Raw genomic sequence first — 23,283 nt, 5'->3', positions numbered from 1 at the left:
TTGCAGTGCTGCGCTTACTGCAGCAGCGTGCGCAACGTTGCTGCGGCGTCGCTCTGAGCCAGCGTCTGTTGATCGCCGGTACGCAGGTCTTTCACCACAACCTGGCCCGCTTTCACTTCATCTTCGCCCAGCACCAGCGCAATGCGTGCGCCCCACTTGTCTGCACGGGCAAACTGCTTCTTGAAGTTACCGCCACCAAAGTTGGTCATCATCTTTAGTGCCGGATCAGCATCACGCAGTTTTTCCGCCAGTTGCATCGCGGCGGACTGAACGCCCTGCCCCGAAGCGATAACATAGACATCAACAATGCGCGTCGGTTCAAATTCTGGATTAACTGCTTGCACCAGCAACACCAGACGCTCCATACCCATCGCAAAACCAACCGCTGGCGTGGCACGTCCACCCAGCTGTTCAACTAAACCATCGTAACGTCCGCCGCCGCACACGGTGCCCTGCGAACCGAGGCTGCTGGTCACCCATTCAAACACGGTACGGTTATAGTAATCGAGGCCGCGCACCAGGCGCTGGTTAATGCGATAGTTAATGCCCGCGTCGTCCAGCAAGGCGCACAGGCCGCTGAAGTGCTCGCGTGACTCCTCATCAAGGAATTCGCCTAGCGTTGGCGCATCGTTTAACAGTTTCTGGATGTCAGGATTTTTGCTGTCGAGCACGCGCAGTGGATTGGTGTACATGCGGCGTTTGCAATCTTCGTCGAGTACGTCCTGATGTTGCTCCAGGAATGCCACCAGTGCGCTGCGATAGTTGGCACGCGCGTCCAGCGAACCGATAGAGTTCAGCTCCAGCTCAACGTGCTCGGCAATACCTAACGCTTTCCACCAACGCGCGGTCATCATGATCAGCTCAGCATCTACGTCCGGGCCTTGCAGGCCGAAGACTTCTACACCCATCTGGTGGAACTGGCGATAACGACCTTTCTGCGGGCGCTCGTAGCGGAACATCGGGCCGGTGTACCAAAGACGCTGTTCCTGATTGTACAGCAGACCGTGCTCGATACCGGCGCGCACGCAACCTGCAGTGCCTTCCGGACGCAGCGTCAGGCTTTCGCCGTTGCGGTCTTCAAAGGTGTACATCTCTTTCTCAACCACGTCGGTGACTTCACCGATCGCGCGGCTGAACAACGGGGTGTGCTCAACGATTGGCAGACGGATTTCACTGTAACCATAGCTGGCCAGCACCTGCTTAAGGGTGCCTTCAATACGCTGCCAAATCGCGGTATCCGCCGGCAGGTAATCGTTCATCCCGCGAATCGCTTGAATATTCTTCGCCACGTTAGAATCTCTTTAAGACAAAAAAACCTGAGCGGCATCATACCTTATGAGGATGAAACCGCACAGGTTCAATCACAAACTGGCACGCGACTGGCGCGCGCCACGATTATTTTTCCAGCTGCTGCACGTTGATACGGCGGCTTTCATCCAGCATGCTGGCTTTGGCGCGAATACGCGCTTCCAACTGGTCGATCATGTCGTTGTTATCGAGACGATCGCGCTGGCGCACACCATCTTCGTAGAAGCCGCTTTTCTTGGCTCCGCCGGTCACGCCGAGGGTAGAAACTGTCGCTTCACCCGGACCGTTCACCACGCAACCGATAATGGAAATATCCATCGGCGTAATGATGTCTTCCAGCCGCTCTTCCAGCGCATTGACCGTACCGATGACATCAAACTCCTGACGCGAACAGGTCGGGCAGGCAATAAAGTTGATGCCGCGGGAGCGGATGCGCAGAGATTTGAGGATATCGTAGCCGACTTTCACTTCTTCAACCGGATCGGCCGCCAGCGAAATACGCAGCGTATCGCCGATGCCTTCGGCCAGCAATAAACCTAAACCGATCGCCGATTTCACGGAACCCGCACGCGCGCCGCCCGCTTCGGTGATACCGAGGTGCAGCGGCTGATCGATGGCTTTCGCCAGCAAACGATAAGATTCAACGGCAAGGAACACGTCAGAGGCTTTGACGCTCACTTTGAACTGATCAAAATTGAGGCGATCGAGGTGATCCACATGGCGCATCGCGGATTCGAGCAGCGCCTGCGGCGTTGGCTCGCCATATTTTTCCTGCAGATCTTTTTCCAGCGAACCGGCATTCACGCCGATGCGGATCGGAATATTGTAATGACGCGCACAATCCACCACCTGGCGGATACGCTCATTGTTGCCGATGTTGCCTGGATTGATACGCAGACAATCGACGCCATATTCAGCGACTTTCAGTGCGATGCGATAGTCAAAGTGAATGTCCGCTACCAGCGGCACGTTGACCTGTTGCTTAATCAGTTTGAAGGCTTCAGCCGCATCCATAGTGGGAACGGAGACGCGCACGATATCAACCCCGACGCGCTCAAGCTGGCGAATCTGGTTAACGGTGGCGTCCACGTCAGTGGTGCGGGTGTTGGTCATTGACTGAACGGCGATGGGCGCACCATCGCCAACTGGCACCTTGCCGACGTAAATCCGTGTTGATTTGCGACGGATGATGGGTGCTTCGTTATGCATATTCTCTCTCCACAATTACCCGGAAAGCGCGCTGCGCGTTATTGCGCACCCAGCGTCAGACGGGCAACCTGGTTATTACGGATAAAACGACTTAAATCAACGGGCTGATTCTGATATTGCACGTCAACCGCACCCGGTGCGCCAATTTTCAGACGATACGGAGCCGTTCCGGACAAACTCAGCTTACCGCCGCTACGTTGCAGACCGCTGAACAGCTTCTTGCCGGTCGCATCGCTGACTTCCAGCCAGCAGTCGGCTTTAAAGTTCATCACGATGGCATTGGGATCGCCTGCTGGTTGGCTGACTGCCGCATTCGCGGTAGGCATTTGGCCAGCAGGAACGCTATTGGCTGGCGCCGGAGACGTCGCCGCTGGCGGCGCCGTATCAATCGGAGCCTGGCTTGGCGAAACCACGGCGTTGTCGCTGCCTGTGGTTTGCGCTGTAGTGCTATTGCTAGCCGCAGGTGCGGCGGCGTTGCTTTCAGGCGTGGCCACTGCGCCAGCACCGTTATCGACTGGCGTACCGGCAGCATTAGTATCCGCATCGGTATTGCTGTCGGTGCTGTTGTCGCCCAACGGAATGGACTGGCTATTGTCGCCGCTGCCGTTTTGATCGGCCATTGACACCAAATCAGCCTGTGACGCTTTATGGTTCTGCCACCACCATGCACCGGTTAAACCGACTACGACAAAAATCACCAACCAAGTGAAGATCATCAGCCAGCCATCGCGCTTTTTACGACGCTTACCCAATGAGAAGCTCTGCATTGGCTCGATCCTGGCAGCGCGCACCGGAGCCTGTTTTGCCATCATCGGCAGCAGGTCATCTTCCGGCACATGCACCAGTCGGGCATAAGAGCGAATGTATCCGCGCAGGAATGTCGAAGCCAAATCAGCAGGTGACTTATCCTCTTCAATATCACGCACGGTAGTAAGTTTCAGGCACAGGCGTTCAGCGACGTTTTGCTGGGTCAGCCCCATCTGCTCACGGGCCAGACGCAGGCGTTCACCTGTGGAATGTACTGCAGAATTCTCTTGAGTGGCTTCAGTATTCATTAGCTAAATAACGCTGGTACTGTATCGATTGTGGAAAACTTCGCGCCAACCGGTCGCCATAACGTGTAACGTCAGCAGCGTTTCCCTGTTGCGCGGCGAAACGTATCTGTAACCACAGGCTCTCTGCCGTTGCGGGCAAACGCTGGTGGTACACTTCTAAAAGCAGCGGAACCGACGGCTGTTCCTGCTGTTCAAGCCGCCTTTCCACTTCCCTTAGCAGTTGACTGCCCTGCTCCGGCGCGGCATCCAGCGCGTAACCTAATTGCTCGCGCGCTGCGGCACTCTCATCAGCCTGCAGGTAACAATAGCCCGAAAACAGGAATGCATCCTGACGAGCATCGATTTCCTGCGCCTCAATTGCCAGCTTAAACTGTTGATGCGCTTCGTCATACTGCCTTAAACCGCAGAGAAACGCACCGTAATTGTTAGCCACATAACCATTCAGCGGTGCTAACTGCTGCGCCCGCTGATAGTGCCAGCGGGTTTGTGCACTGTTCTGCTGCGCCTGCGCCACCCGAGCAAGGGCCAACGGGACGCGATAATCTTTCGGTGCTGCCTGCTGAGCACGCAATAAATTGCGCTGTGCAGCGGCATAATCCTTCACCGCCAGATAATGCAATCCGAGCTGCAAACGGATATCCGCTGCACTCTGCTTTGCAGGATGATTGACACAACCGGTTACAACAAAGCCAGCCAGAATCGCGGCGGGTAATCCTTTACGCATTTCAGTCTCTCCATGAAAAATATGTGGAGAGACTGACATGAGTTACGCCCGCTGAATATCAGCAGGCGCTGGCTTTCAGAGCGCCTTCACAGAGATGGCTTCGCCCGCCATTTTCTTACGCAGCGTACGCTTGGTACGGTCAATCACATCGCCCGCCAGCTGACCACAAGCGGCGTCGATATCATCACCACGGGTTTTACGCACGATGGTGGTGAAACCGTAATCCATCAGTACTTTGGAGAAGCGATCGATACGGCTGTTGGAGCTACGACCATACGGCGCGCCCGGGAACGGGTTCCACGGAATCAGGTTGATTTTGCACGGCGTCTCTTTCAGCAGTGCCGCCAGTTCATGCGCGTTGTCGGTGCTGTCATTGACGTGATCCAACATCACATACTCGATGGTCACACGGCCCTGATTGGCGTTGGACTTGCCGATGTAGCGTTTTACCGCCGCAAGGAATGTCTCGATGTTGTACTTTTTGTTGATCGGCACGATCTCATCACGAATCGCATCGTTCGGCGCGTGCAGTGAAATCGCCAGCGCTACGTCGATCATGTCGCCAAGCTTATCCAGCGCCGGCACCACGCCTGAGGTTGACAGCGTAACGCGACGTTTTGACAGGCCGAAACCGAAGTCGTCCAGCATGATATCCATCGCCGGCACCACGTTGTTCAGATTCAGCAGCGGTTCGCCCATGCCCATCATCACCACGTTGGTGATCGGGCGCTGACCGGTAATTTTCGCGGCACCGATGATTTTCGCGGCGCGCCATACCTGGCCGATAATTTCTGATACGCGCAGGTTGCGGTTAAAGCCCTGCTGCGCCGTCGAACAGAATTTGCACTCCAGCGCACAGCCTACCTGCGAGGAGACGCACAGGGTTGCGCGATCCGCTTCCGGGATGTAGACGGTTTCAACCAGCTGGTCGCCCACGCGAATCGCCCATTTAATGGTGCCATCGGTGGAACGCATCTCTTCCGCCACTTCCGGCGCACGGATTTCAGCGCGCTGCATCAGCTTACCGCGCAGCACTTTGTTGATGTCGGTCATCTGCTCGAAATCATCGCAGCAGTAGTGGTACATCCACTTCATAACCTGATCGGCACGGAACGGCTTTTCGCCCATCTCAAGAAAGAATTCGCGCATCTGATGACGGTTAAGATCCAGCAGGTTAATTTTTTCGTTTTTTGGGGAAACAACCACGGGGGAAGCGGACGACGGCGTCACAATCTGTTCGGACATAATGTTCTCTGGCCTCGTTGTTACACGTTACGGCTCTGGTTAATAGTAGGAAAAAAACAGCGCCCTCGCTGAGGCTGGCTCAACAAGGGCGCATAATTGTACTACATCTGCTGCATGATGCCAGGGGAACCGTTTCACAGAGGTTGAACAGCTGTAAAGACGGGTGTCCGCTCAGGCCATCAACGCACTTAGCGAGTGCGTGGGCAGACTTCGTTTTCTGCGAAGAAGTACGCGATTTCGCGTGCTGCAGATTCAGCAGAGTCAGAACCGTGGGTCGCGTTCTCGGTGAAGCTGTCCGCGTAATCCGCACGCAGGGTCCCTGCCAGCGCGTTGTCTGGGTTAGTTGCACCCATCAGATCGCGGTGACGCTGAACGGCGTTTTCGCCTTCCAGTACAGAAACCACAACCGGACCAGAAGTCATGAATTCAACCAGACCATCAAAGAATGGACGGCCTTTGTGCTCAGCGTAGAAGCCTTCAGCCTGCTCTTTGGTCAGGTGCAGCATTTTTGCGCCAACGATTTTGAAGCCCGCGCTTTCAAAACGGTTATAAATTGCACCAATCACGTTCTTAGCGACGGCGTTTGGTTTCACGATTGAGAAAGTACGTTCGATTGCCATGTTGACCTCTAGTTAGCATCCTGAAGAATCCGGGAGCTCCTCCCGGTAAGAAAACGCGCCGATTATAGGGATATCGCAGCGCGTTGCCTATTAGCGATTTGCGGAATTATTGAAAATAATTGATTTTTGTCGGGGCGCGCAGGCAAAAAGTATGCCATATCCATGCACTTAACCGCGGATAAATGACACCGATGAGAGTTGCCCCGCTTCATCCATCACCACCAATTGATAACTGCCCGGCTCATCTAGCACCAGCGCCGCACTCTTATCATTCGCGTCCCGCTCCAGCGGCTCTCCGTTTAAGAACCACCAGCGCTGCTCACCTTGCCCGCCCTGCACCGCAACCGGCATCACCAGCACCACTTTACCCGGCAGCGGCTGTACGCGCTGGCCGTTGATCACACCAGTAATCACCATCGGCGGCGCATTGCCCTGATTGCGCGGCGGACAAGCGGGATCGATCGGCGGCAAGCGCTGCGCACGGCGTTCAGCAACCGGCAGCCAGGGTTCAAGCGGCAGCGGCCACATCAGGCGCTCCCGACTTTGTGCATCCGGGCAATCTGCCGCCACACGCCATCCCCGGCTGTTCTGCCAGTAGCGCTGACGCAAGCCATTGACGCCTTCCTGCCCCGGCGCCAGCAGCGTCGGGGGCACAGTTTGATTCAACACCCAACTCTGACGACGCTGGCGACAGTTTTCGTCGCCGGGAGCCAACGGCTGACCGCCAGGCCAGCAAATGCTCATGGCGCTGACCGCAAGCGGACGCGGATCGCGCGGCGCACCGCTCACCGGCATGTGTCCCGCCAGCACATTATTGACCTGATTCATCACCGGCACCGCCGAGGCAAAACCAAATTGCCCGGCGACCGGCGTGGCATCCGGCCGCCCAACCCACACGCCAATCAGATAGCGCGGCGTGATGCCAATCGTCCATGCATCACGGTAGCCGTAACTGGTACCGGTTTTCCACGCCAAAGGCGCAATCTCCGCCACCGCGCCGCTGGCCGGAGGTTGCGCCGCGCCAGCCAGAATGCGCCGCACAATCCATGCTGCGCCCGGCGACAACAGCGGCCTCTCCTGCAGCGGCTGTGTCGTCAGCCAGCGCAACTGCGCCGCATTGCCGTGACGGGCAAAGGCGCTGTAGGCCGCCACAATCTCATCCATGCGTGCGCCGGTGCCGCCCAGCACCAGCGACAGATTGGGCTCTGCGCCAGCGGGAAAGCGCAGATTCAATCCCACGTTACGCAAGCGCGCGGCGACACTTTTTGGCCCCAGCGCATCCAGCAACTGCACCGCCGGGAGATTGAGCGACCGCTCCAGCGCAGCGCTGGCGCTCACCGGCCCGTGAAAGCCCGAGTCAAAGTTGCCGGGACGATAGTCACCGAAGCGGCGCGGCACATCCTGCAGCAGTGATTCGCCATGAATCAGCCCATCATCCAGCGCCATGCCATAGACAAAAGGCTTCAGCACCGATCCCGGCGATCGCACGCTGGAGATCATATCGACATGACCAAAACGGCTGTCGTCATTGAAATCCACCGATCCGACATAGCCGCGCACTTTCATGTTTTGGTGATCCACCACCAGCAGCGCCAGCGAGGTGCGCGGCGGTAAGTTGTTTTTCAGCGACGTCGCCAGATTCTCCAGTTCGCGCTGCAGCGACACATCAATGGTTGAGGTGATTTTGTTGTCGGGTGACAGCGACAATAGGCGCCGGGCCAGCAGCGGCGCACGTTGCGGCATTTGGCGCGGCGGCAGCCACACCGCTTCTTGTTTGATATCGGCGACATCCTGCGCTGACCAGACGTGATATTGCGCGAGGCGATCCAGCACTTTATTGCGTGCTGCTTCGGCGCGCTGAGGCCAGCGGTCCGGACGCAGGCGGCTTGGTGCCTGAGGCAACACCGCCAGCAGCGCCGCTTCACCTTGGGTAAGTTGCGAAGGCGGTTTCCCCAGCCACATCCAGCTCGCCGCGCCAACACCCTCAACCGTGCCGCCAAACGGGGCGCGATTGAGATACAGCGTGAGGATGTCGCGTTTTGAGAGATGATATTCAAGCTGCAGCGCGCGCCACGCCTGCACCACTTTGCCGCGCAGGGTGCGCGGTTGCGGATCAATAAGCCGCGCCACCTGCATGGTGAGCGTGCTACCGCCGGAGACCACGCCGTGATGCAGCACGTTCTGCCCGACTGCACGCATAATCGCCATCGGATTGATGCCGGGATGATGCCAGAACCAGCGATCTTCGTAGGTCAGCAGCGCCTCAATATAGGAAGGCGAGACATCCTCCAGCGTCACCGGATAGCGCCAAATGCCTTGCGGGTCAGCAAAGCGCCACAGCGGCGTACCGTCCTCAGCCACCACCACGCGCGCCGGCTGTAACTCATGCAGCGGTAGCGGTGTAAGGCGATCCAGTAGCCACAGCGCGGCCAGCAGCAGCAGTAAAAAAAGCGGCAGCCAGCGCCACCGCTTTAGTCGCTTACTTCCAGACATCAATGCTTAACGCACATTGAGTTTTTCCGGCGTGCTGCCAATCGCGCGCCATTCCGGCACATACATCGATTCCACCTGCGGCGGCGGCAGGCGATAGCTGCCCGGCGTCACCGCTCGCGCCAGATACAGCAGCGTGCCCGGCGTGTAGCCATCGAGCGCCAGCGCGGCGACGAAGCGGTCGTCACGGAATTCGATGTGCTTGATGTTGGCTTGTTGCATATCCATCATGCTCTCTTTCAGCGCATCGGCACTGTCGCCTAAACTGGCGCTGCTGTCGCTCAGGTTCTGGTTTTCCAGCTCCAGTCCGGCAGGCAGCAGATCCACCACCAGCGCATCACTGACGCGCTCGCTGGCCGCGACTTTAAGCCGCACCACCAGCAGCTCGCCACTTTTCAGGTTGGTGAGATCCGCCGGCTTACCCTCCAGCGTGAAGTACTCACGACTGATCTGCAGCACGTTGCTCATCGGCGACGGTGCGGTGCGCGGATACCCCACCACATTCAGCGTGCCGTAAAGCGGTGATGCGTTGTCGCTTTTCACCGACACGCCCTGACGCAGCTGATCTTCCGTCATGCCAATATTGAGCGGCTGATCTCTGCTGAGCGGTTCCGCTTTACCCTGCAGGGTCGCCTGCCAGCTTTCACCTTTGTGCTGCTGCAAGGTGCGAGCGGCGAGGAACAGCGCGTTGTTTTCCTGGGTCGAGAACCAGCGCTGTCCGTGCACGGCTTTTGCCAGCTCGATCAACAACGGACCTTGCATCTCCGGCAGCAGCTGGTTTTCTGTCAGCAGCGACAGAATCAGCGCGCGATCGCGCACCGGGCTGCCGTAATCGCCGAGCCAGCTGTTGGGTTTACGTTCCAGGCCAATGCCCTGCGCCAGCGCCAGTTGCGCGCGCTGTTGATCGCCCATCAGCTTCAACGCCACGCCAAGTTGCACCATCGCCAGGCCCGATTTAGCCCGATCGCGCTTTTCATACAGCGCACGCAACGCACCGAGCGGCGCCTGCTGCTGACGCGCCAGCACCAATCCGGCATAAGCCTGCACGCTGAAACGCAAGCCATCGGCATCGCTGCTCCAGCTGGTTTCGATCTGCGCGGGATCCTGCAGATAGCGCAGCAGACGTTCGTCGGCACGGGTAATCACGCCATCCGGTACGCCGTAACCGGCTTCGCTGGCGCGCAGCAGGAAATCGGTGACGTAAGCCGTCAGCCAGAACTCTTCCTGACTCTCTTTGCTCCACAAACCAAAGCTGCCGTTGCCGCGCTGCATGCCGGCAAGACGCGCGATGCCGGTATCAATTGAGGCGCGACGCGCTTCATCGTTACTGGTTTTGATGCCCATCGCCGTCAGCTGCGCATGATTGGTGAACACCGACGGCCAAATACCGCTGGCGGTCTGTTCAAGGCAACCATAAGGATAGGCATACAGCGAACGGATATAGCTGGCGATATTCAGCGGTGGACGGTTACTGAGCGACAGCTGTCCGCTCAAGGTATCCTGCTGCAAGCCATTGAAGGCGCTGGCCATCACCTGCCAGTTCTGGCCGGTTTGCATCACGTTATCGAAACTCAGCGTTTGTGCCGGATACGCCGGTCGCACACCAATTTTCCATTTACGCTCGCTCGCTGCCAGCGTTTCACCCGGCAAACTCATGCCGGAAACCCTGACCTGTACCTCTCCTTCACCGAAGCCGCCCAGCGCTCTGACCGGAATTTGCAAGGTGGTGCGCGCGCCTTGCGCCAGCTGCACGCTGGCAGGGATGTTGCCGTTCAGGGCGATCTGGCCGCTGGCGCTGATGTTGATTTTCAGCGTTTGCGGTTGATCGGTTAGGTTAGTGAGATCCAGCGCCAGCGTAGATTGATCGCCGCTGGCCAGGAAGCGCGGCGTCGCCAGTTCACTGATCAATGGCGCGGCAACCACCAGCTTACGATCGGCCGACCCGAAGCTGTCGTCACTCCACACCTGCGCCATCAAACGCAATTCGCCATTAAACGCCGGAATCGGCAGTTCCAGCATGCCTTCGCCATTGCCATCCAGCGTTACGGGCTGCAGCTGCTGCGCCACGATCTGCACGTCGGTGACCGGTTTTTTGCCGCCGCGCGACAGCGCATCCGCATCGTCGCCGTCACCACCAAAGCGCAGCGCGGCCAGTTTGCCACCGCCTTCAATCAGTTGACCAAACACATCGTATTGATCGGCGTTATAGCGCTTGCGGCCAAAGAACGCTTCCCACGGATTCGGGGTTTTGTAGTCAGTGATGTTAAGCACGCCGCTGTCCACCGCCGAGAGTAATACCTGAACCTGCTTCGGTAATGCGCCACCTTCACGGCTGGCTTTGACCTGCACTTTTAGCGTCTGCTCAGGACGGATCTTATCCGGCGCGTCGAGCGCTAAGCTAAGGCGGCGCGCTTCGGTCGCCATCGGCAGATGCAGTAACCCCACCGCGCGTTTCGGCGTGACGCCGCTGGCCTTGTCGCCGTCGCGCACCACGATGGCGCTGAGATAGAGATCGTGTCGCTTCCAGCTGTCGCTAATCGGTACATCAATGGTTGCGCCGCCCGCCGGAACCTCCAGCGGTTGCCACCACAGCGTGCCGCTGCTGGATTCCACCATCAGATAGCCTTTGCCGGCAGCAGGCGACTCCACCTGTACGTGTGCGATGTCGCCCGCCTGATAGGCGGTTTTATCAATTTTCAGTTTGACCTGATCCGGACGCAGCGCGCCGGTGCCGTTGGTATTGTCCTGCCACCCATATCCGGCCTGGAAGCGTACGCTGCTCATGATGTTGTTGCCGGCATGCACTTCCAGGCGATAGGTGCCCCACTCCACCGGGAAACTCACTTTCTGGCTGCCGCCCGCCGCAATAGAGATGCGCTGCTGATCCTCCTGCAGATCCTTTTGATCGAAGCGCGATTGCCAGCCTTCGCTGTCAGAGAAGCTCCAGTAATAGTCGCGGCGTTCGTGGATCAGGCGCACATCAAGCTCTGACGCCGCCAGTTTTTCGCCCTGCGGATTGGCGTAGACCACGTCGAACTCCGCGAGGCTGTTTTCCGCCACGGTCGGCTCATCGTGATAACGATCGCTGCGATAGTCATATACCGATTCACTGTTAAACAGCGGGCGAATGCCAGGCAGCGCCGCTGCCGGCCAAATTGCCTGAGTCGCGCGGCGCGTCACTGGACGGCCGCCGGTTTCCAGCAGGCTGGCTTGCAGAATCAGATTGAGCGGTGAATGGCTCTCTTTCCAGCTGCTCTCAACGTTAAGCTGCAGCTTGCCGCTCTCATCCAGCTTCTCATCCACATCATCGAGCGAACGTTTCAGCTCTTCAGTGATGTCACCAAATTGATAGCCAGGCAGCGCGGCAACCGCATCACGCGCGGGACGCAGGAACAGCTGCCCTTGCAGCTCGTTACCCGCAGCCGGCGCGCCGTACAGATAGCGGCCTTCAACAGCAAAGGTGATGTCGTCATCCGGCGCCACCGGCTGCGCGCTGTTGGTCAAATCCAGCGCCATGCGCTCCGGCAGGAAGTCTTCGACGTGGAACGGCCAGCTGCGCGGCTGGTTGTCGCCACTGTTGATACGCAGCATCCATTCGCCGGTCATCGCCGCAGCCGGTATCGCGAAGCGATGTTGATAGACGCCGTTCTCCGGCTGCCAGACAAAGGTCTGCGACACTTCGCCATTCGGCTGCACCACGTCGGCTTTCACCGGCTGCGGCGGCAACGGTTTGCCATCAGCATCACGCAGCAGCGCGTTGACGATCACCGTTTCACCCGGACGATAGAGATCGCGCGGACCAAATACGAACAACTGTTTGTCGTAGCCTTGCGGACCATCAATCGGGAACTCCGCCAGATCCAGCGCCGGACGATTAAGATCGATCAGCGAAGTTTGGTCCTTTTGTGTCGCCAGCAGCAGCTTGCCTTTAGCATTTGCCGGTAGGCGCAAATGACCGTTGCTGTCACTGGTGCCACTGGCGAGTTGTTTTCCTTTTTCATCCAGCAGCTGCACGCTAACGTCATCCAACGGCGCGCCGTTGCTCAGGCTTTGGGCAAACAGTTCCAGCTGTTTAGGGAATTGGTGCAGCGACAAACCGATGTCGCTCAACGTAAACAGTGTCGCCGGTTGCGTGTAGTTGTAGGTTCCGGCCTGTTTCATCACCGCCAGATAAACACCCGGCTGCTTCAGCGCATCGACATCGCCCAGCGGCAGCTGCATTTTCTCGCGCGTGTTGCGTGCCGGATTAAGATCGAAGCGGGCGCCGTAAACCAGATCGGCATTTTTCAGCAGCTCGCGTGATTCCCAGTACGACATATTGTTGCCGTAATTCCACTGCGCCAGAAAATCGGCCAGCGAGGCGTTTTTCACGCGGAAGAAATCGACGTCGACGTTATTCACATTCAGCGCCAGCACCGGCAATCCCTGCGTCAGACGCAGCGGCAGCAGCGATCCGCGACTGGCAAAACCCACCATCGGCTGGATATCGCGCGTGGTGAGCGATTGGCTAAAAGATTTCGATAAGGTGCTGCCATCGGCCGCTTTGAGACCGGCATCGACGTTAACCGTCAACTTGCGCGACGGTTCAGGATGACGAAAACGCAACGCTTTACCGTTTGGCGCCAGCTCCCAGCCGCCATCAACCTTGCCGCTTTTCTCATCGATAATCTGCACGCGCGCAGCGAAATCCTGCTTCGCTTCAAGCGGCGTGTTGAAGGTCAACACCAGCGCGGCTGCGCCGTAGAGTTGCAGCTCGGAGAGATCGATAACTGACAGCGATTTCTGCGTTGCTGTAGCGGCTGCCGTTTCCTCCGCGTAAATCGTCGAGGTTCCGCCGCCCAGTAATCCACCACCGATCAGCGCGCTCAGCAGCAGCCGGTTAAAACGTTTTGCCATGGTAATTCCCTCACCAGTCCCAGAAGTTAAGAAAACGCAATTTCGCGCAATTTCACATCAACCCGCCAACTTTAGCAATCATACCCTTGAGATAGCGTTCACATTCCCGGAGACTGGTTGTTTCCCGTTTGCTGAGAAGAGGTTGCTATGACAGCCATTTTTGTGTCCGCTGATTGGTTGAAAGAACATTACACCGAGGAAACATTGCAGGTGCTTGATGCCCGCATGTTACCGCCTGGCCAGGAAGCCCTACGCGATCTGCAGGCTGAATATCTGGCTGGTCATCTGCCGGATGCCCCGTTCTTCGATATTGAAGCCCTGTCCGATCACACCAGTGCTTATCCGCACATGATGCCGCGTCCCGAATCTTTCGCGGTGGCCATGCGTGAGTTGGGCATCAGCCAGGATAAACATCTGGTGGTGTATGACGAAGGCAACCTGTTCTCGGCTCCGCGTGCGTGGTGGATGCTGCGCGCCTTTGGCTGCGAAAATGTGTCGATTCTCGCCGGAGGATTACAGGGCTGGAAAGCGGCCGGTTTCGATGTCGCGACCGGACCGGTTAGTTTGCCGGAAGGTGAGTTCGAAGCGACTTATGATGGCGCACAGGTGAAACGTCTCACCGACGTGCTGCTGGTCAGCCACGAAGGCGGCGCGCAGATTGTCGATGCCCGCGCGGCGAACCGTTTTAACGCCGAAGTGGATGAACCGCGTCCGGGCTTGCTGCGCGGGCATATTCCCAACAGCCTGAACGTGCCGTGGAACAGTTTAGTGGTCAATGGTGAATTGAAACCCGCAGCGGAACTGCGCGATCTGTTTGCTCAGGCGGGGGTAAAACTGGATCAGCCGGTGATTGCCAGCTGCGGTTCGGGTGTCACGGCGGTGGTGGTGATTCTGGCGCTCACCTCGCTGGGTGTGCGGGATGTGACGCTGTACGACGGTTCGTGGGGCGAATGGGGCAGCCGCGACGATTTACCAATCGAGAAGTAACAGCAGGTCGCCATCAATGGCGACCGCGCATTATATAATCCGCTGACTGCCCTTAAAATCGCGCAGGAAACTGCCCCAGCGACGTTCATAGAACGGCGTGATGTGGGCAGTAAAGAAGTGGCTCACGCCGCGATCTTCATTAACCACTTCACAGATATCAATGGGCGCATCATCCGCAAGCGTATCCGTCGCTACACCGCCCGCCGCCTGAATAATCTCATCGATATCGCTATCAGCTTCGATACCAATCAGCAGGTTCGGTGCTTCGCTAGCGCTTTCACGAATGCTGGCGATGTAAGCACGGCGTACCTGTTTGTACTTGGCAAACAGTTGCGTTAACGAATCAATCATCTGCGCTGGCGGCTCGGCCACTTCGGACAACAGCAACGCATGACCACCTTCCAGCACGGTTTGCTGGCTCAGCGCACTGCCCTCTTCGCCAATCAAATGGGCGATTTCACCCGGCGAAAACTCTTTACCCGCAGGCAGTTTCGGATTGAGGAACAGCGTTTCGCCTTGCGTGATCTCAAACAGCGTGCGCACCGGCATGCGCAGATAAGGCTGTTCATCTTTGATGGCCTCGCCCATCGCCTCTTCCGAGGTGAAGAACGGGATCACGCTGCCGCCACCCTCTTTTTCCCAATGCTGTAATTCGACCGGCGAAGTCGCATCAAACTGTTCGGCGGGACTTTCGCCTGGCACCCACACATCGGCTTCCAGCAGCAGTTGGAAAAACTCCGGACGGTGCGCAGGCTCAGTGGCCGCCAGCTTCAGCACCTCTTCAAGACGGTTACTCATTTATCGTATTCCAAAAAAGACGGCAAGCTTGCGCCTGCCGTGATGAGGATTATTTCAGTAACAGATTGGCGACGGTGCGCACACCCAAACCGGTCGCACCGGCGGACCACTGATCCACCGCGCTTTTGCGGTACGTCGCGGAGCAGTCAATGTGCAGCCAGCCTTGCTGATATTTGCTGACGAAATGCGACAGGAACGCCGCCGCACTGCTGGCACCTGCCGCATGTGACGGACTGGCGATGTTATTCAGATCGGCAAAGTTTGAAGGCAGATGGCTGCGATGGAACTCGGCCAGAGGCAGACGCCAGAAGGCTTCGTTTTCGCCGGTTGCGCTGCCAAGCAGCGATTCCGCCAGCACATCGTCAAAGGTAAAAAGCGCGTGATAATCGTTACCCAGCGCGGTTTTCGCCGCGCCGGTCAGCGTTGCCGCATCGATTAGCAGTTCAGGATTTTGCTCGCTGGCATCGATCAGGCCATCGGCCAATACCAGACGACCTTCCGCATCGGTGTTCATCACTTCCACGGTTTTACCGTTGCGATAGCGAATGATGTCGCCCAGACGGAACGCGTTGCCGCTGACCATGTTGTCTGCGCAGCATAGATAAAGTTTCACGCGCTTATTCAGACCGCGTGAAATCGCCAGCGCCAGCGCGCCAGTCAGCGTTGCCGCGCCGCCCATATCAGACTTCATTGAGTCCATGAAAGCGCTCTGCTTCAGGCTGTAACCGCCGGTATCAAAGGTGATGCCTTTACCGACCAGACAGGCGTAAACCGGCGCATTTTCATCGCCAGTTGGATTGAAATCCAGCGCCAGCAACACCGGTGCGCGCGTGGAGCCGCGGCCCACGGTGTGGATACCGGCGTAACCCTGAACACGCAAATCGTCACCTTTGGTGATGCGATAGCTGACTGCTTTGCCGCCCACTTCGTTGATCAGATCAACCGCGTTGTGCGCCAGCTGTTCCGGGCTGAGATCTTCCGCCGGCAGGTTGATGGTGTCGCGTACCCAGTCAACGATCTTCAGGCGACGCGCAAATTCAGCCTGATCGGCCTCATTGAATTCCGGCCACTCGACCTGACGTTTGCCTTTCGGGCTGCGGTAGCCTTGCCAGAATGCCCAGCACTTTTCCAAATCCCAGCCTTCGCCCTGCAGCGAGACGTGACGAATGCCCTGGCCGTCCAGCTTGCGACCCGCGCGCTGAATGCTCATCAGCGCATCTGCGCCAGTCAGGTGAACGGTCATGCCACTGTCGTTGCTGCTCAGCAGCGCTTTGTCACCCCAGCGCGCGTCGGCGGCCTGGGAGCTGAGCGTAATTATCATCGGTTTTGTTGTCATCGCGTGGCTCCGTTTGCGTTAGGTGTCACCTTGCGCCAGAACCGGCGCAAGGGGTGCATGAATTAGCGGGTGTTTGCCGCAGGCGAAAGTGCCCGCAGACGTGTTACCGCTTTGTTGACCAGCTCGATAGCGTACTCAATTTCCTCTGCGCTGGTGAAGCGTCCGAGCGAAAAACGCAGCGAGCTGTGTGCCAGCTCCTGCTCAACGCCCATCGCGCGCAGCACATAGGAAGGTTCGAGACTGGCCGAGGTACAGGCGGAACCGGATGACAGCGCCAAATCTTTCAGCGCCATAATCAGCGATTCGCCATCGACGTGGGCAAAACTAATATTGAGGATGTTCGGAGCGCCCTGCTCCAGCGAACCGTTGAGGTTCACGTTACCCAATTGACTAATACCGCGCCACAGACGCTGGCGCAGCTCGGCCAGACGCGCCATTTCGCTGCCCATCTCTTCACGCGCAATACGGTAGGCTTCGCCCATGCCGACAATCTGATGCACCGGCAACGTGCCCGAACGCATGCCGCGCTCGTGACCGCCACCGTGCATCTGTGCATCAATTTGCAGACGCGGTTTACGACGCACCCACAGCGCGCCGATGCCTTTCGGTCCATACAGCTTGTGCGCTGAGAACGACATCAAATCCACCGGCAGTTCAGTGACGTCAATCGGCAATTTGCCGACGCTTTGCGTGGCATCAACGTGAAACAGGATGTCACGCGCACGGCACAGCGCGCCGAGTGCGGCGATGTCCTGAATCACACCGGTTTCATTATTGACGTGCATCAGCGATACCAGCACCGTGTCGTCACGCAGTGCAGATTCGAGCATCTGCGGCGTAACGATACCGTCGCTGCCCGGCTGTAAGAAGGTGACATCAAAGCCTTCGTGCGCCAGTTGCTGGCAACTGTCAAGCACCGCTTTGTGTTCGGTTTGGCTGGTAATAATGTGTTTGCCGCGCGCCTGATGGAATTGCGCGGCACCTTTGATCGCAAGGTTGTCCGCTTCGGTCGCGCCGGAGGTAAAAACGATTTCACGGGGATCGGCATTGACCAGCTCAGCAACTTGATTGCGAGCCACATCAACAGCTTCTTCAGCCTGCCAGCCAAAACGGTGGGAACGGGACGCGGGGTTACCGAAAGTGCCATCCATTGTGAGGAACTGCATCATTTTGGTGGCAACACGCGGATCCGCAGGCGTAGTGGCTGCGTAATCCAGGTAAATCGGTAATTTCATTGCGCTAAAACTCCGTATAAAAAATCATACGTCTTTATAGCACATTCGGCCTCGCCCGTATGAACAGGAAAGGCCGAAGGAGAACTGATTAAGCGCGCAGATTAACGTTGATGGTTTCTTGCACACGATGCTGCTGGAAACGACGATTGTCGACGGTATTCTGACGATCGGCCACTTCGAGGATTTCCTGATTATTCACCAGTTCCGCCAACGTGATGTTGTTGAGGAAGTCGCTGATGCGCTCACTCAGATCACGCCACAAAACGTGGGTCAGGCAACGCTCGCCGCCCTGGCAGCCCTCTTTGCCCTGGCATTTAGTGGCATCGACAGATTCGTCAACGGCGGTAATAACCGCGCCCACAGCAATCGCGCTTGAATCTTTGCCTAACAGATAACCGCCGCCTGGACCACGAACGCTGGCCACTAAGCCGTGCTTACGCAGACGTGAGAATAACTGCTCCAGATAGGACAAAGAGATGCCCTGACGCTCAGAAATGTCAGCTAGCGGCACCGGGCCCTCATTGGAGTGCAGTGCAACGTCCAGCATAGCGGTTACGGCATAACGTCCTTTGGATGTCAGTCTCATAGCATACAACCTCGTAAGCGTCCGTCCGGTTATCGGCGGGTTATCTGAAGAATTGACGCCAGTCTGACATTCCTGAGTAAAACGGTCAACTATTTAACCAAGTAAATTGCTCAACTATTTAACCAACTGTTTTACTCAACTATTATCCACATTACCTTTGCGCTTTTCGAACGATGCCATCATGCCGCGCAGGATGTTCAGTTCGTCGCGTTCGGGGCGCGCACGTGTATATAAACGACGCAGCTTGCTCATCACCTGGCTTGGCGTGCCTTCACGGATAAAGCCGCTGTTCAGCATCATCTGTTCGATGTGCTGATAGAAGCGCTCCAAATCGTCAACCAGCGGATACGGTGATTCGACAGGCTCTTCCGTCGGCGCGGCTTTTTCCTGCGCGTCCAGCCAGGCCATGCGCACTTCGTAAGCGATAATCTGCACCGCCATCGCCAGATTCAGTGAGCTGTATTCCGGGTTCGCCTGAATCGCGACGTGATAGTGACATTTCTGCAACTCTTCGTTAGTCAGGCCCACGCGCTCGCGGCCAAACACCAACGCCACCGGCGCCTGTTGGCCCTCTTCCACGCTTTTAATGCCGCACTCGCGTGAATCCAACATGGGCCACGGCAGTGAACGTGAACGTGCGCTGGTGCCAACCACCAAACTACAACCGGCAATGGCTTCATCCATGGTATCGACAATGCGCGCATTACCAATGACATCGCTGGCACCGGCGGCGAGGGAAATGGCCTGTGAATCCGGTTTCACCAGCGGATTGACCAGATAAAGGTTGGTTAAGCCCATGGTTTTCATCGCGCGTGCGACGGAGCCCATGTTGCCAGTGTGCGACGTTTCTACCAGTACGATTCGGATATTCTGCAGCATAATTAGAGGCGGTCAGGGAAATGATGGCGCGCATCCTAACATAAAAAGAGGACATTTGCTGAACACGCTGATATACTCCGCGCCGTTTTCCCCGTTCTTTAACATCCAGCGAGAGATACCGATGCATCCGATGCTCAACATAGCCGTGCGCGCCGCGCGTAAGGCCGGAAATTTAATTGCCAAGAATTATGAAACCCCGGACGCTGTCGAAGCCAGCCAGAAAGGCAGCAACGACTTCGTTACCAATGTTGACCGTGACGCAGAACGTCTGATTATCGAAGTAATTCGTAAATCGTACCCGAAACACACCATCATCACCGAAGAAAGCGGTGAGCTGGCGGGCGAAGATCAAGACATTCAATGGGTAATCGATCCGCTGGATGGCACCACCAACTTCATCAAACGTTTACCACACTTCTCCGTTTCTATCGCTGTGCGCATCAAAGGCCGCACCGAAGTTGCTGTGGTTTACGATCCAATGCGCAACGAACTCTTCACCGCAGTACGCGGTCAGGGCGCCCAGCTGAACGGCTATCGCCTGCGCGGCAGCACCGCGCGCGATCTGGATGGCACCATCCTGGCGACTGGCTTCCCGTTCAAGTTGAAGCAGCACGCAACGCCTTACATCAACATCGTTGGCAAACTGTTCACCCAGTGCGCTGATTTCCGTCGTACCGGTTCAGCTGCGCTGGATCTGGCTTACACCGCTGCGGGTCGCGTTGATGGTTTCTTTGAAATTGGCCTGAAGCCGTGGGATTTTGCGGCGGGCGAGCTGCTGGTGCGTGAAGCGGGCGGCCTGGTAACTGACTTTACCGGCAACCACGGTTACGTGATGTCAGGTAACATCGTTGCGGGTAACCCACGCGTAGTGAAAGCGATGCTGGCATCGATGCGTGAAGAATTGAGTGAAGCGCTGAAGCGCTAAATAAGAGAAGGCGGCTGAATCAGCCGCCTTTTTTATTACCGACGTTCGTGACTTAATACCTGACGCGGTTGCGTCTTGCGACCTACGCGTCCCAGCAATGCTGCCAGTACCGCTTCAATCACCAGCATAAAGAAGGTGAACCAGCTCGCTTTCGCCGTTGCGGCGGCCGCTTGCTCAGCGACTTCACGGGCTTTCTGCTCCGCCTGCTGTTTCAACTCCTGATACTGTTGCACGGCTTTTTTATAGCTCTCCTCGGTCTGAGTCACAATCTGCTCAACCTCCTGATCGCTTTTACCGGTGCGCGCTTTGATAATATTTTTCAGCGCATCACGATCGGCAGCCTGCAATGTATCTGAATGGCGATTCATAACGCCTTTCAACCAATTAGCCAGATCATTATCAGCATTCTGTGGATTTTGTGCCGTTTGCTCAGCTTGATTTTGCGCGTTATTGGCTTCGTTATTTACATCCTTTTGTAGATTCTCAGGTTGTAATTCTGACTTACCGGTTTGACGCAGGGTAGTTTGCAGTTCATTTTTTAAATCATCTAAATTGATATTACTTTCCTGCAGCTTCTCTTTTGCCATATTGGTCAGTGAAGGCGCAGCTGCAGAAATTCCATTGCCCACGGCATTTACGCCAGCACCTAAAATATTAAAGGCACCGCCAATAACGCCAGTCGCCAGGGTAATCGCGAGCCATAATGTCAAAATGGTGCTAACACCAAACATCAACAAACCATGCATCGCCCCTTCGCGCTGCGCCAGACGCCCCGCAACGTAGCTACCTACGCCCATGGCAATCAGCATACTCAAGCCGGTCCAGATTAACGCGCCGGTTCCCAGATGCTGCAGCGGATTTTGTTCCTGTTGTGGATCGATGGTTGTTGCACCAATCGCTGTACCCAATATCCCCAATAAAATATGAATGATTAGCGCAGCGATAACGCCGGCAAATACTGCGCTCCATGAAATACGTTTTAATGGTAGGCCGCCATGCACGTCGTGCACCGTATCTACGCTGCCATTATTAATCCGAGTTTCAGGCATCGTTTTCTCCTCGCAGAATATTTCGCTGAAATTTTATAATTGCTAATCCACCAGGATATTGACTGGTGTAATTGAGCTTAGACAGAGAAATCTATTTTCACCAGCGCGCTAAGCGGAGATATTTAATTAACTGTTGAGGGGGAGAATACTTGCAACAGTGGAATATTTACACTACCCAAATATCCTTAATGTCAGAAAGGACGAACTCCACCGCCGATGCCCGGCGCGGCACTTTGCCATAATGCACCGCCCGCAACGATTAACAGCACGCTACCTAACATGGCGAGCAGCGGCACCAGCAGTCTGGTCACAGGATGATTACCGCCGGCCTGCCCTAAGCGCTGAGCCAGCAGACGGGAGCGCTGCACTAACAAGCCGAGCGCCGAAACCGTCACAGCAGTGCCCACCGCCATCGCCACGGCAGAGGCGACGCCCCACGCATACACACCAATCACTTTGGCAAACAGCAGCATCATGATGGCGCCGGAACATGGCCGCAGCCCCATGGAAAACACCACCAGCGCCTGCGTTTTAGCGCTAACTGCCTGATCCATCTGCGCAGCGCTGGGCAGATGCGCATGTCCGCAGCCGCAGTGTTCATCGTGCTGATGCGCTGGGCGAATAGCGTGGATCTGCAACTTTGGCTGAGGACGCCATTGCTGGCGCAGCGACCGCAATGCACGCCAACCGACCCAAATACCCAGCGCGACGACTAACAGATAACTGCCCTTTTCCAGCCAGTAACTGCCGAGATGCATCTGACGCGACGAGGTTTGCAGTACTACCAGCATCAGCGTTACCAAACCAATCGCCACGCCGCCCTGCAGCAAAGCCGCCAGCAGCGTTAGCTTCATGCTGGTTTTCAACTTTGCCGGATGGGTGGCAAGAAAGGTAGTGATCACCACTTTGCCGTGTCCCGGCCCCAGCGCATGCAGCACGCCGTAAGCGAGGCTGAACAGCATCAGCGTCACGCCCGCCTGCTGCGGTTGTTCAGCCACCTGCTGCAAAAGCTGAGTCATCTCGCGATTGAGGTTTTTTTGCCACAGCACGCTTTGCAGCAAAATCTGCGACCAGTGTTGCCACAGCAGCACGCCCGCCAGCAGCAATAACACCGCTATCAGCCACAGCGGCCATAAACGACGTGAACGGGAGGGAAGCGAAATCAGTGACATGTCAGTGTCACCGTTTGGGCGAATTGCTGGCCAAGATCCATATCCTCTGGCGGCGCATCGGCTTTATCCAGCGATAGCGCATATTGCTTCAGCGAGTCATCCGGTTTCGGCGTGTGCAGATCGATCTGGCAATGCGATTTAACGGTGTCGTCCATGGTTAATGCCTGTGGATTATCGTAATACATATCAACAAAGTAGCTGGGATCAAAAGTCTGAATGCGATACTGCTTCGCGCTCAATAACTGCGGCTCGCCAAACGGCACGATAAACTCCAGCACCGCTTTGTTGCCGTTGCGCGATAAGTTGTACTCTTTCGGCAGATTGAGAAATTTGACCCGATTTTTGTCCTGCCACACTTCGGTGAAATAGTGCTGACCGAGCACATTTGCCATCACCTGCGCCGCCAGCTTTTTCCACACCACATCACCGGGCTTGGCTTTACCTGCGTCGTATAACAGATCGGCGGAGGTTATCTCATCCATGGTCCACACCATTTTCATGCCGCTAAGATGTTGGTTGTCACTGATGAACTCGGTTTTCATGTCAATAAAGCTATGCGGATGTGGCCAGGCTGCGGTGCTGAACAACAGCGTAAACGTAATGAGTGCAATTTTCATGTGTTATAAAGTAACAATTTTAAAGTGAAGTGTAGAGTGGCCCAAAAAAATTGTGACCCGCCCTAAAGCTCTGAACAAAAGTCACGACAAAGTGCAAGGTTACCGCGTGGAGTTAGCTATTCTTAGCTCAAAAGTGACCTGCGGATAAACCA

18 protein-coding genes are annotated in these 23,283 nt (G+C 56.6%); 2 read left to right on the top strand and 16 right to left on the bottom strand.

Going from position 1 to position 23,283, the window contains the following annotated elements:
* Positions 1–14: 14 nt before the first annotated feature.
* From hisS to K5Y30_RS14110, 8 genes are all read right to left on the bottom strand, one after another.
* Positions 15–1,289 (bottom strand): histidine--tRNA ligase, encoded by a 1,275-nt coding sequence (hisS, locus tag K5Y30_RS14145; RefSeq protein ID WP_192233011.1) that lies wholly within the window; start codon positions 1,287–1,289, stop codon positions 15–17.
* Between the two features lie 106 nt (positions 1,290–1,395).
* Complete coding sequence (ispG, locus tag K5Y30_RS14140) at positions 1,396–2,517, bottom strand: flavodoxin-dependent (E)-4-hydroxy-3-methylbut-2-enyl-diphosphate synthase (RefSeq protein ID WP_101763487.1); 1,122 nt, start codon at positions 2,515–2,517, stop codon at positions 1,396–1,398.
* A 38-nt stretch (positions 2,518–2,555) separates the two neighbouring features.
* Entirely contained in the window at positions 2,556–3,572 is a 1,017-nt protein-coding gene (gene rodZ / locus K5Y30_RS14135; protein WP_222211853.1) for a cytoskeleton protein RodZ, read from the bottom strand.
* Complete coding sequence (gene pilW, locus K5Y30_RS14130; protein WP_222211851.1) at positions 3,562–4,296, bottom strand: type IV pilus biogenesis/stability protein PilW; 735 nt, start codon at positions 4,294–4,296, stop codon at positions 3,562–3,564. The genes rodZ and pilW overlap by 11 nt, the downstream gene beginning before the upstream one ends.
* A 75-nt stretch (positions 4,297–4,371) precedes the next feature.
* Positions 4,372–5,541, bottom strand: a complete 1,170-nt coding sequence (locus K5Y30_RS14125; protein ID WP_222211849.1) for a bifunctional tRNA (adenosine(37)-C2)-methyltransferase TrmG/ribosomal RNA large subunit methyltransferase RlmN — start codon at positions 5,539–5,541, stop codon at positions 4,372–4,374.
* 188 nt (positions 5,542–5,729) lie between these two features.
* Entirely contained in the window at positions 5,730–6,161 is a 432-nt protein-coding gene (ndk, locus tag K5Y30_RS14120; RefSeq protein ID WP_007884899.1) for a nucleoside-diphosphate kinase, read from the bottom strand.
* A gap of 168 nt (positions 6,162–6,329) precedes the next feature.
* Complete coding sequence (pbpC, locus tag K5Y30_RS14115) at positions 6,330–8,654, bottom strand: peptidoglycan glycosyltransferase PbpC (RefSeq protein ID WP_222211847.1); 2,325 nt, start codon at positions 8,652–8,654, stop codon at positions 6,330–6,332.
* Positions 8,655–8,660: 6 nt separating this feature from the next.
* On the bottom strand, positions 8,661–13,547 hold the full coding sequence (locus K5Y30_RS14110; protein ID WP_222211845.1) for an alpha-2-macroglobulin: 4,887 nt from the start codon (positions 13,545–13,547) through the stop codon (positions 8,661–8,663).
* A gap of 147 nt (positions 13,548–13,694) precedes the next feature.
* On the opposite strand from K5Y30_RS14110, the gene sseA reads away from it, so the two are divergent.
* Complete coding sequence (sseA, locus tag K5Y30_RS14105; RefSeq protein ID WP_222211843.1) at positions 13,695–14,534, top strand: 3-mercaptopyruvate sulfurtransferase; 840 nt, start codon at positions 13,695–13,697, stop codon at positions 14,532–14,534.
* 30 nt (positions 14,535–14,564) lie between these two features.
* On the opposite strand, the gene sseB is transcribed toward sseA, so the two are convergent.
* The 5 genes from sseB to trmJ form a co-directional block, all read right to left on the bottom strand.
* On the bottom strand, positions 14,565–15,332 hold the full coding sequence (sseB, locus tag K5Y30_RS14100) for an enhanced serine sensitivity protein SseB (protein WP_101763481.1): 768 nt from the start codon (positions 15,330–15,332) through the stop codon (positions 14,565–14,567).
* A gap of 49 nt (positions 15,333–15,381) precedes the next feature.
* Positions 15,382–16,668: an aminopeptidase PepB gene (gene pepB / locus K5Y30_RS14095; protein WP_222211841.1), complete on the bottom strand. Its 1,287-nt coding sequence runs from the start codon at positions 16,666–16,668 to the stop codon at positions 15,382–15,384.
* Between the two features lie 62 nt (positions 16,669–16,730).
* On the bottom strand, positions 16,731–17,903 hold the full coding sequence (locus K5Y30_RS14090) for an IscS subfamily cysteine desulfurase (RefSeq protein ID WP_222211839.1): 1,173 nt from the start codon (positions 17,901–17,903) through the stop codon (positions 16,731–16,733).
* An 88-nt stretch (positions 17,904–17,991) separates the two neighbouring features.
* Positions 17,992–18,489: a Fe-S cluster assembly transcriptional regulator IscR gene (iscR, locus tag K5Y30_RS14085; protein ID WP_008108287.1), complete on the bottom strand. Its 498-nt coding sequence runs from the start codon at positions 18,487–18,489 to the stop codon at positions 17,992–17,994.
* A 135-nt stretch (positions 18,490–18,624) separates the two neighbouring features.
* Positions 18,625–19,368, bottom strand: a complete 744-nt coding sequence (gene trmJ, locus K5Y30_RS14080; RefSeq protein ID WP_110868266.1) for a tRNA (cytosine(32)/uridine(32)-2'-O)-methyltransferase TrmJ — start codon at positions 19,366–19,368, stop codon at positions 18,625–18,627.
* Between the two features lie 121 nt (positions 19,369–19,489).
* On the opposite strand from trmJ, the gene suhB reads away from it, so the two are divergent.
* Positions 19,490–20,293, top strand: coding sequence for an inositol-1-monophosphatase (suhB, locus tag K5Y30_RS14075; RefSeq protein WP_008108283.1), 804 nt, complete (start codon positions 19,490–19,492; stop codon positions 20,291–20,293).
* Positions 20,294–20,328: 35 nt separating this feature from the next.
* Here suhB and K5Y30_RS14070 read toward each other — a convergent pair whose 3' ends face one another.
* The 3 genes from K5Y30_RS14070 to K5Y30_RS14060 all read right to left on the bottom strand — a co-directional run bounded on the left by K5Y30_RS14070 (position 20,329) and on the right by K5Y30_RS14060 (position 23,131).
* Positions 20,329–21,342, bottom strand: a complete 1,014-nt coding sequence (locus tag K5Y30_RS14070) for a hypothetical protein (RefSeq protein WP_222211837.1) — start codon at positions 21,340–21,342, stop codon at positions 20,329–20,331.
* Between the two features lie 191 nt (positions 21,343–21,533).
* The gene (locus K5Y30_RS14065) at positions 21,534–22,514 is read right to left on the bottom strand and encodes a nickel/cobalt transporter (RefSeq protein ID WP_222211835.1); all 981 of its coding nucleotides are present in this window, start codon (positions 22,512–22,514) and stop codon (positions 21,534–21,536) included.
* The gene (locus K5Y30_RS14060) at positions 22,505–23,131 is read right to left on the bottom strand and encodes a DUF1007 family protein (RefSeq protein WP_222184437.1); all 627 of its coding nucleotides are present in this window, start codon (positions 23,129–23,131) and stop codon (positions 22,505–22,507) included. The genes K5Y30_RS14065 and K5Y30_RS14060 overlap by 10 nt, the downstream gene beginning before the upstream one ends.
* Between the last annotated feature and the right edge of the window lie 152 nt (positions 23,132–23,283).

This window comes from Pantoea sp. DY-5 (assembly GCF_019795955.1).
GTDB lineage: Bacteria > Pseudomonadota > Gammaproteobacteria > Enterobacterales > Enterobacteriaceae > Pantoea > Pantoea leporis.
Note: the sequence above shows the minus strand (reverse complement) of the source record. Positions and strands in the feature narration are given on the sequence as shown.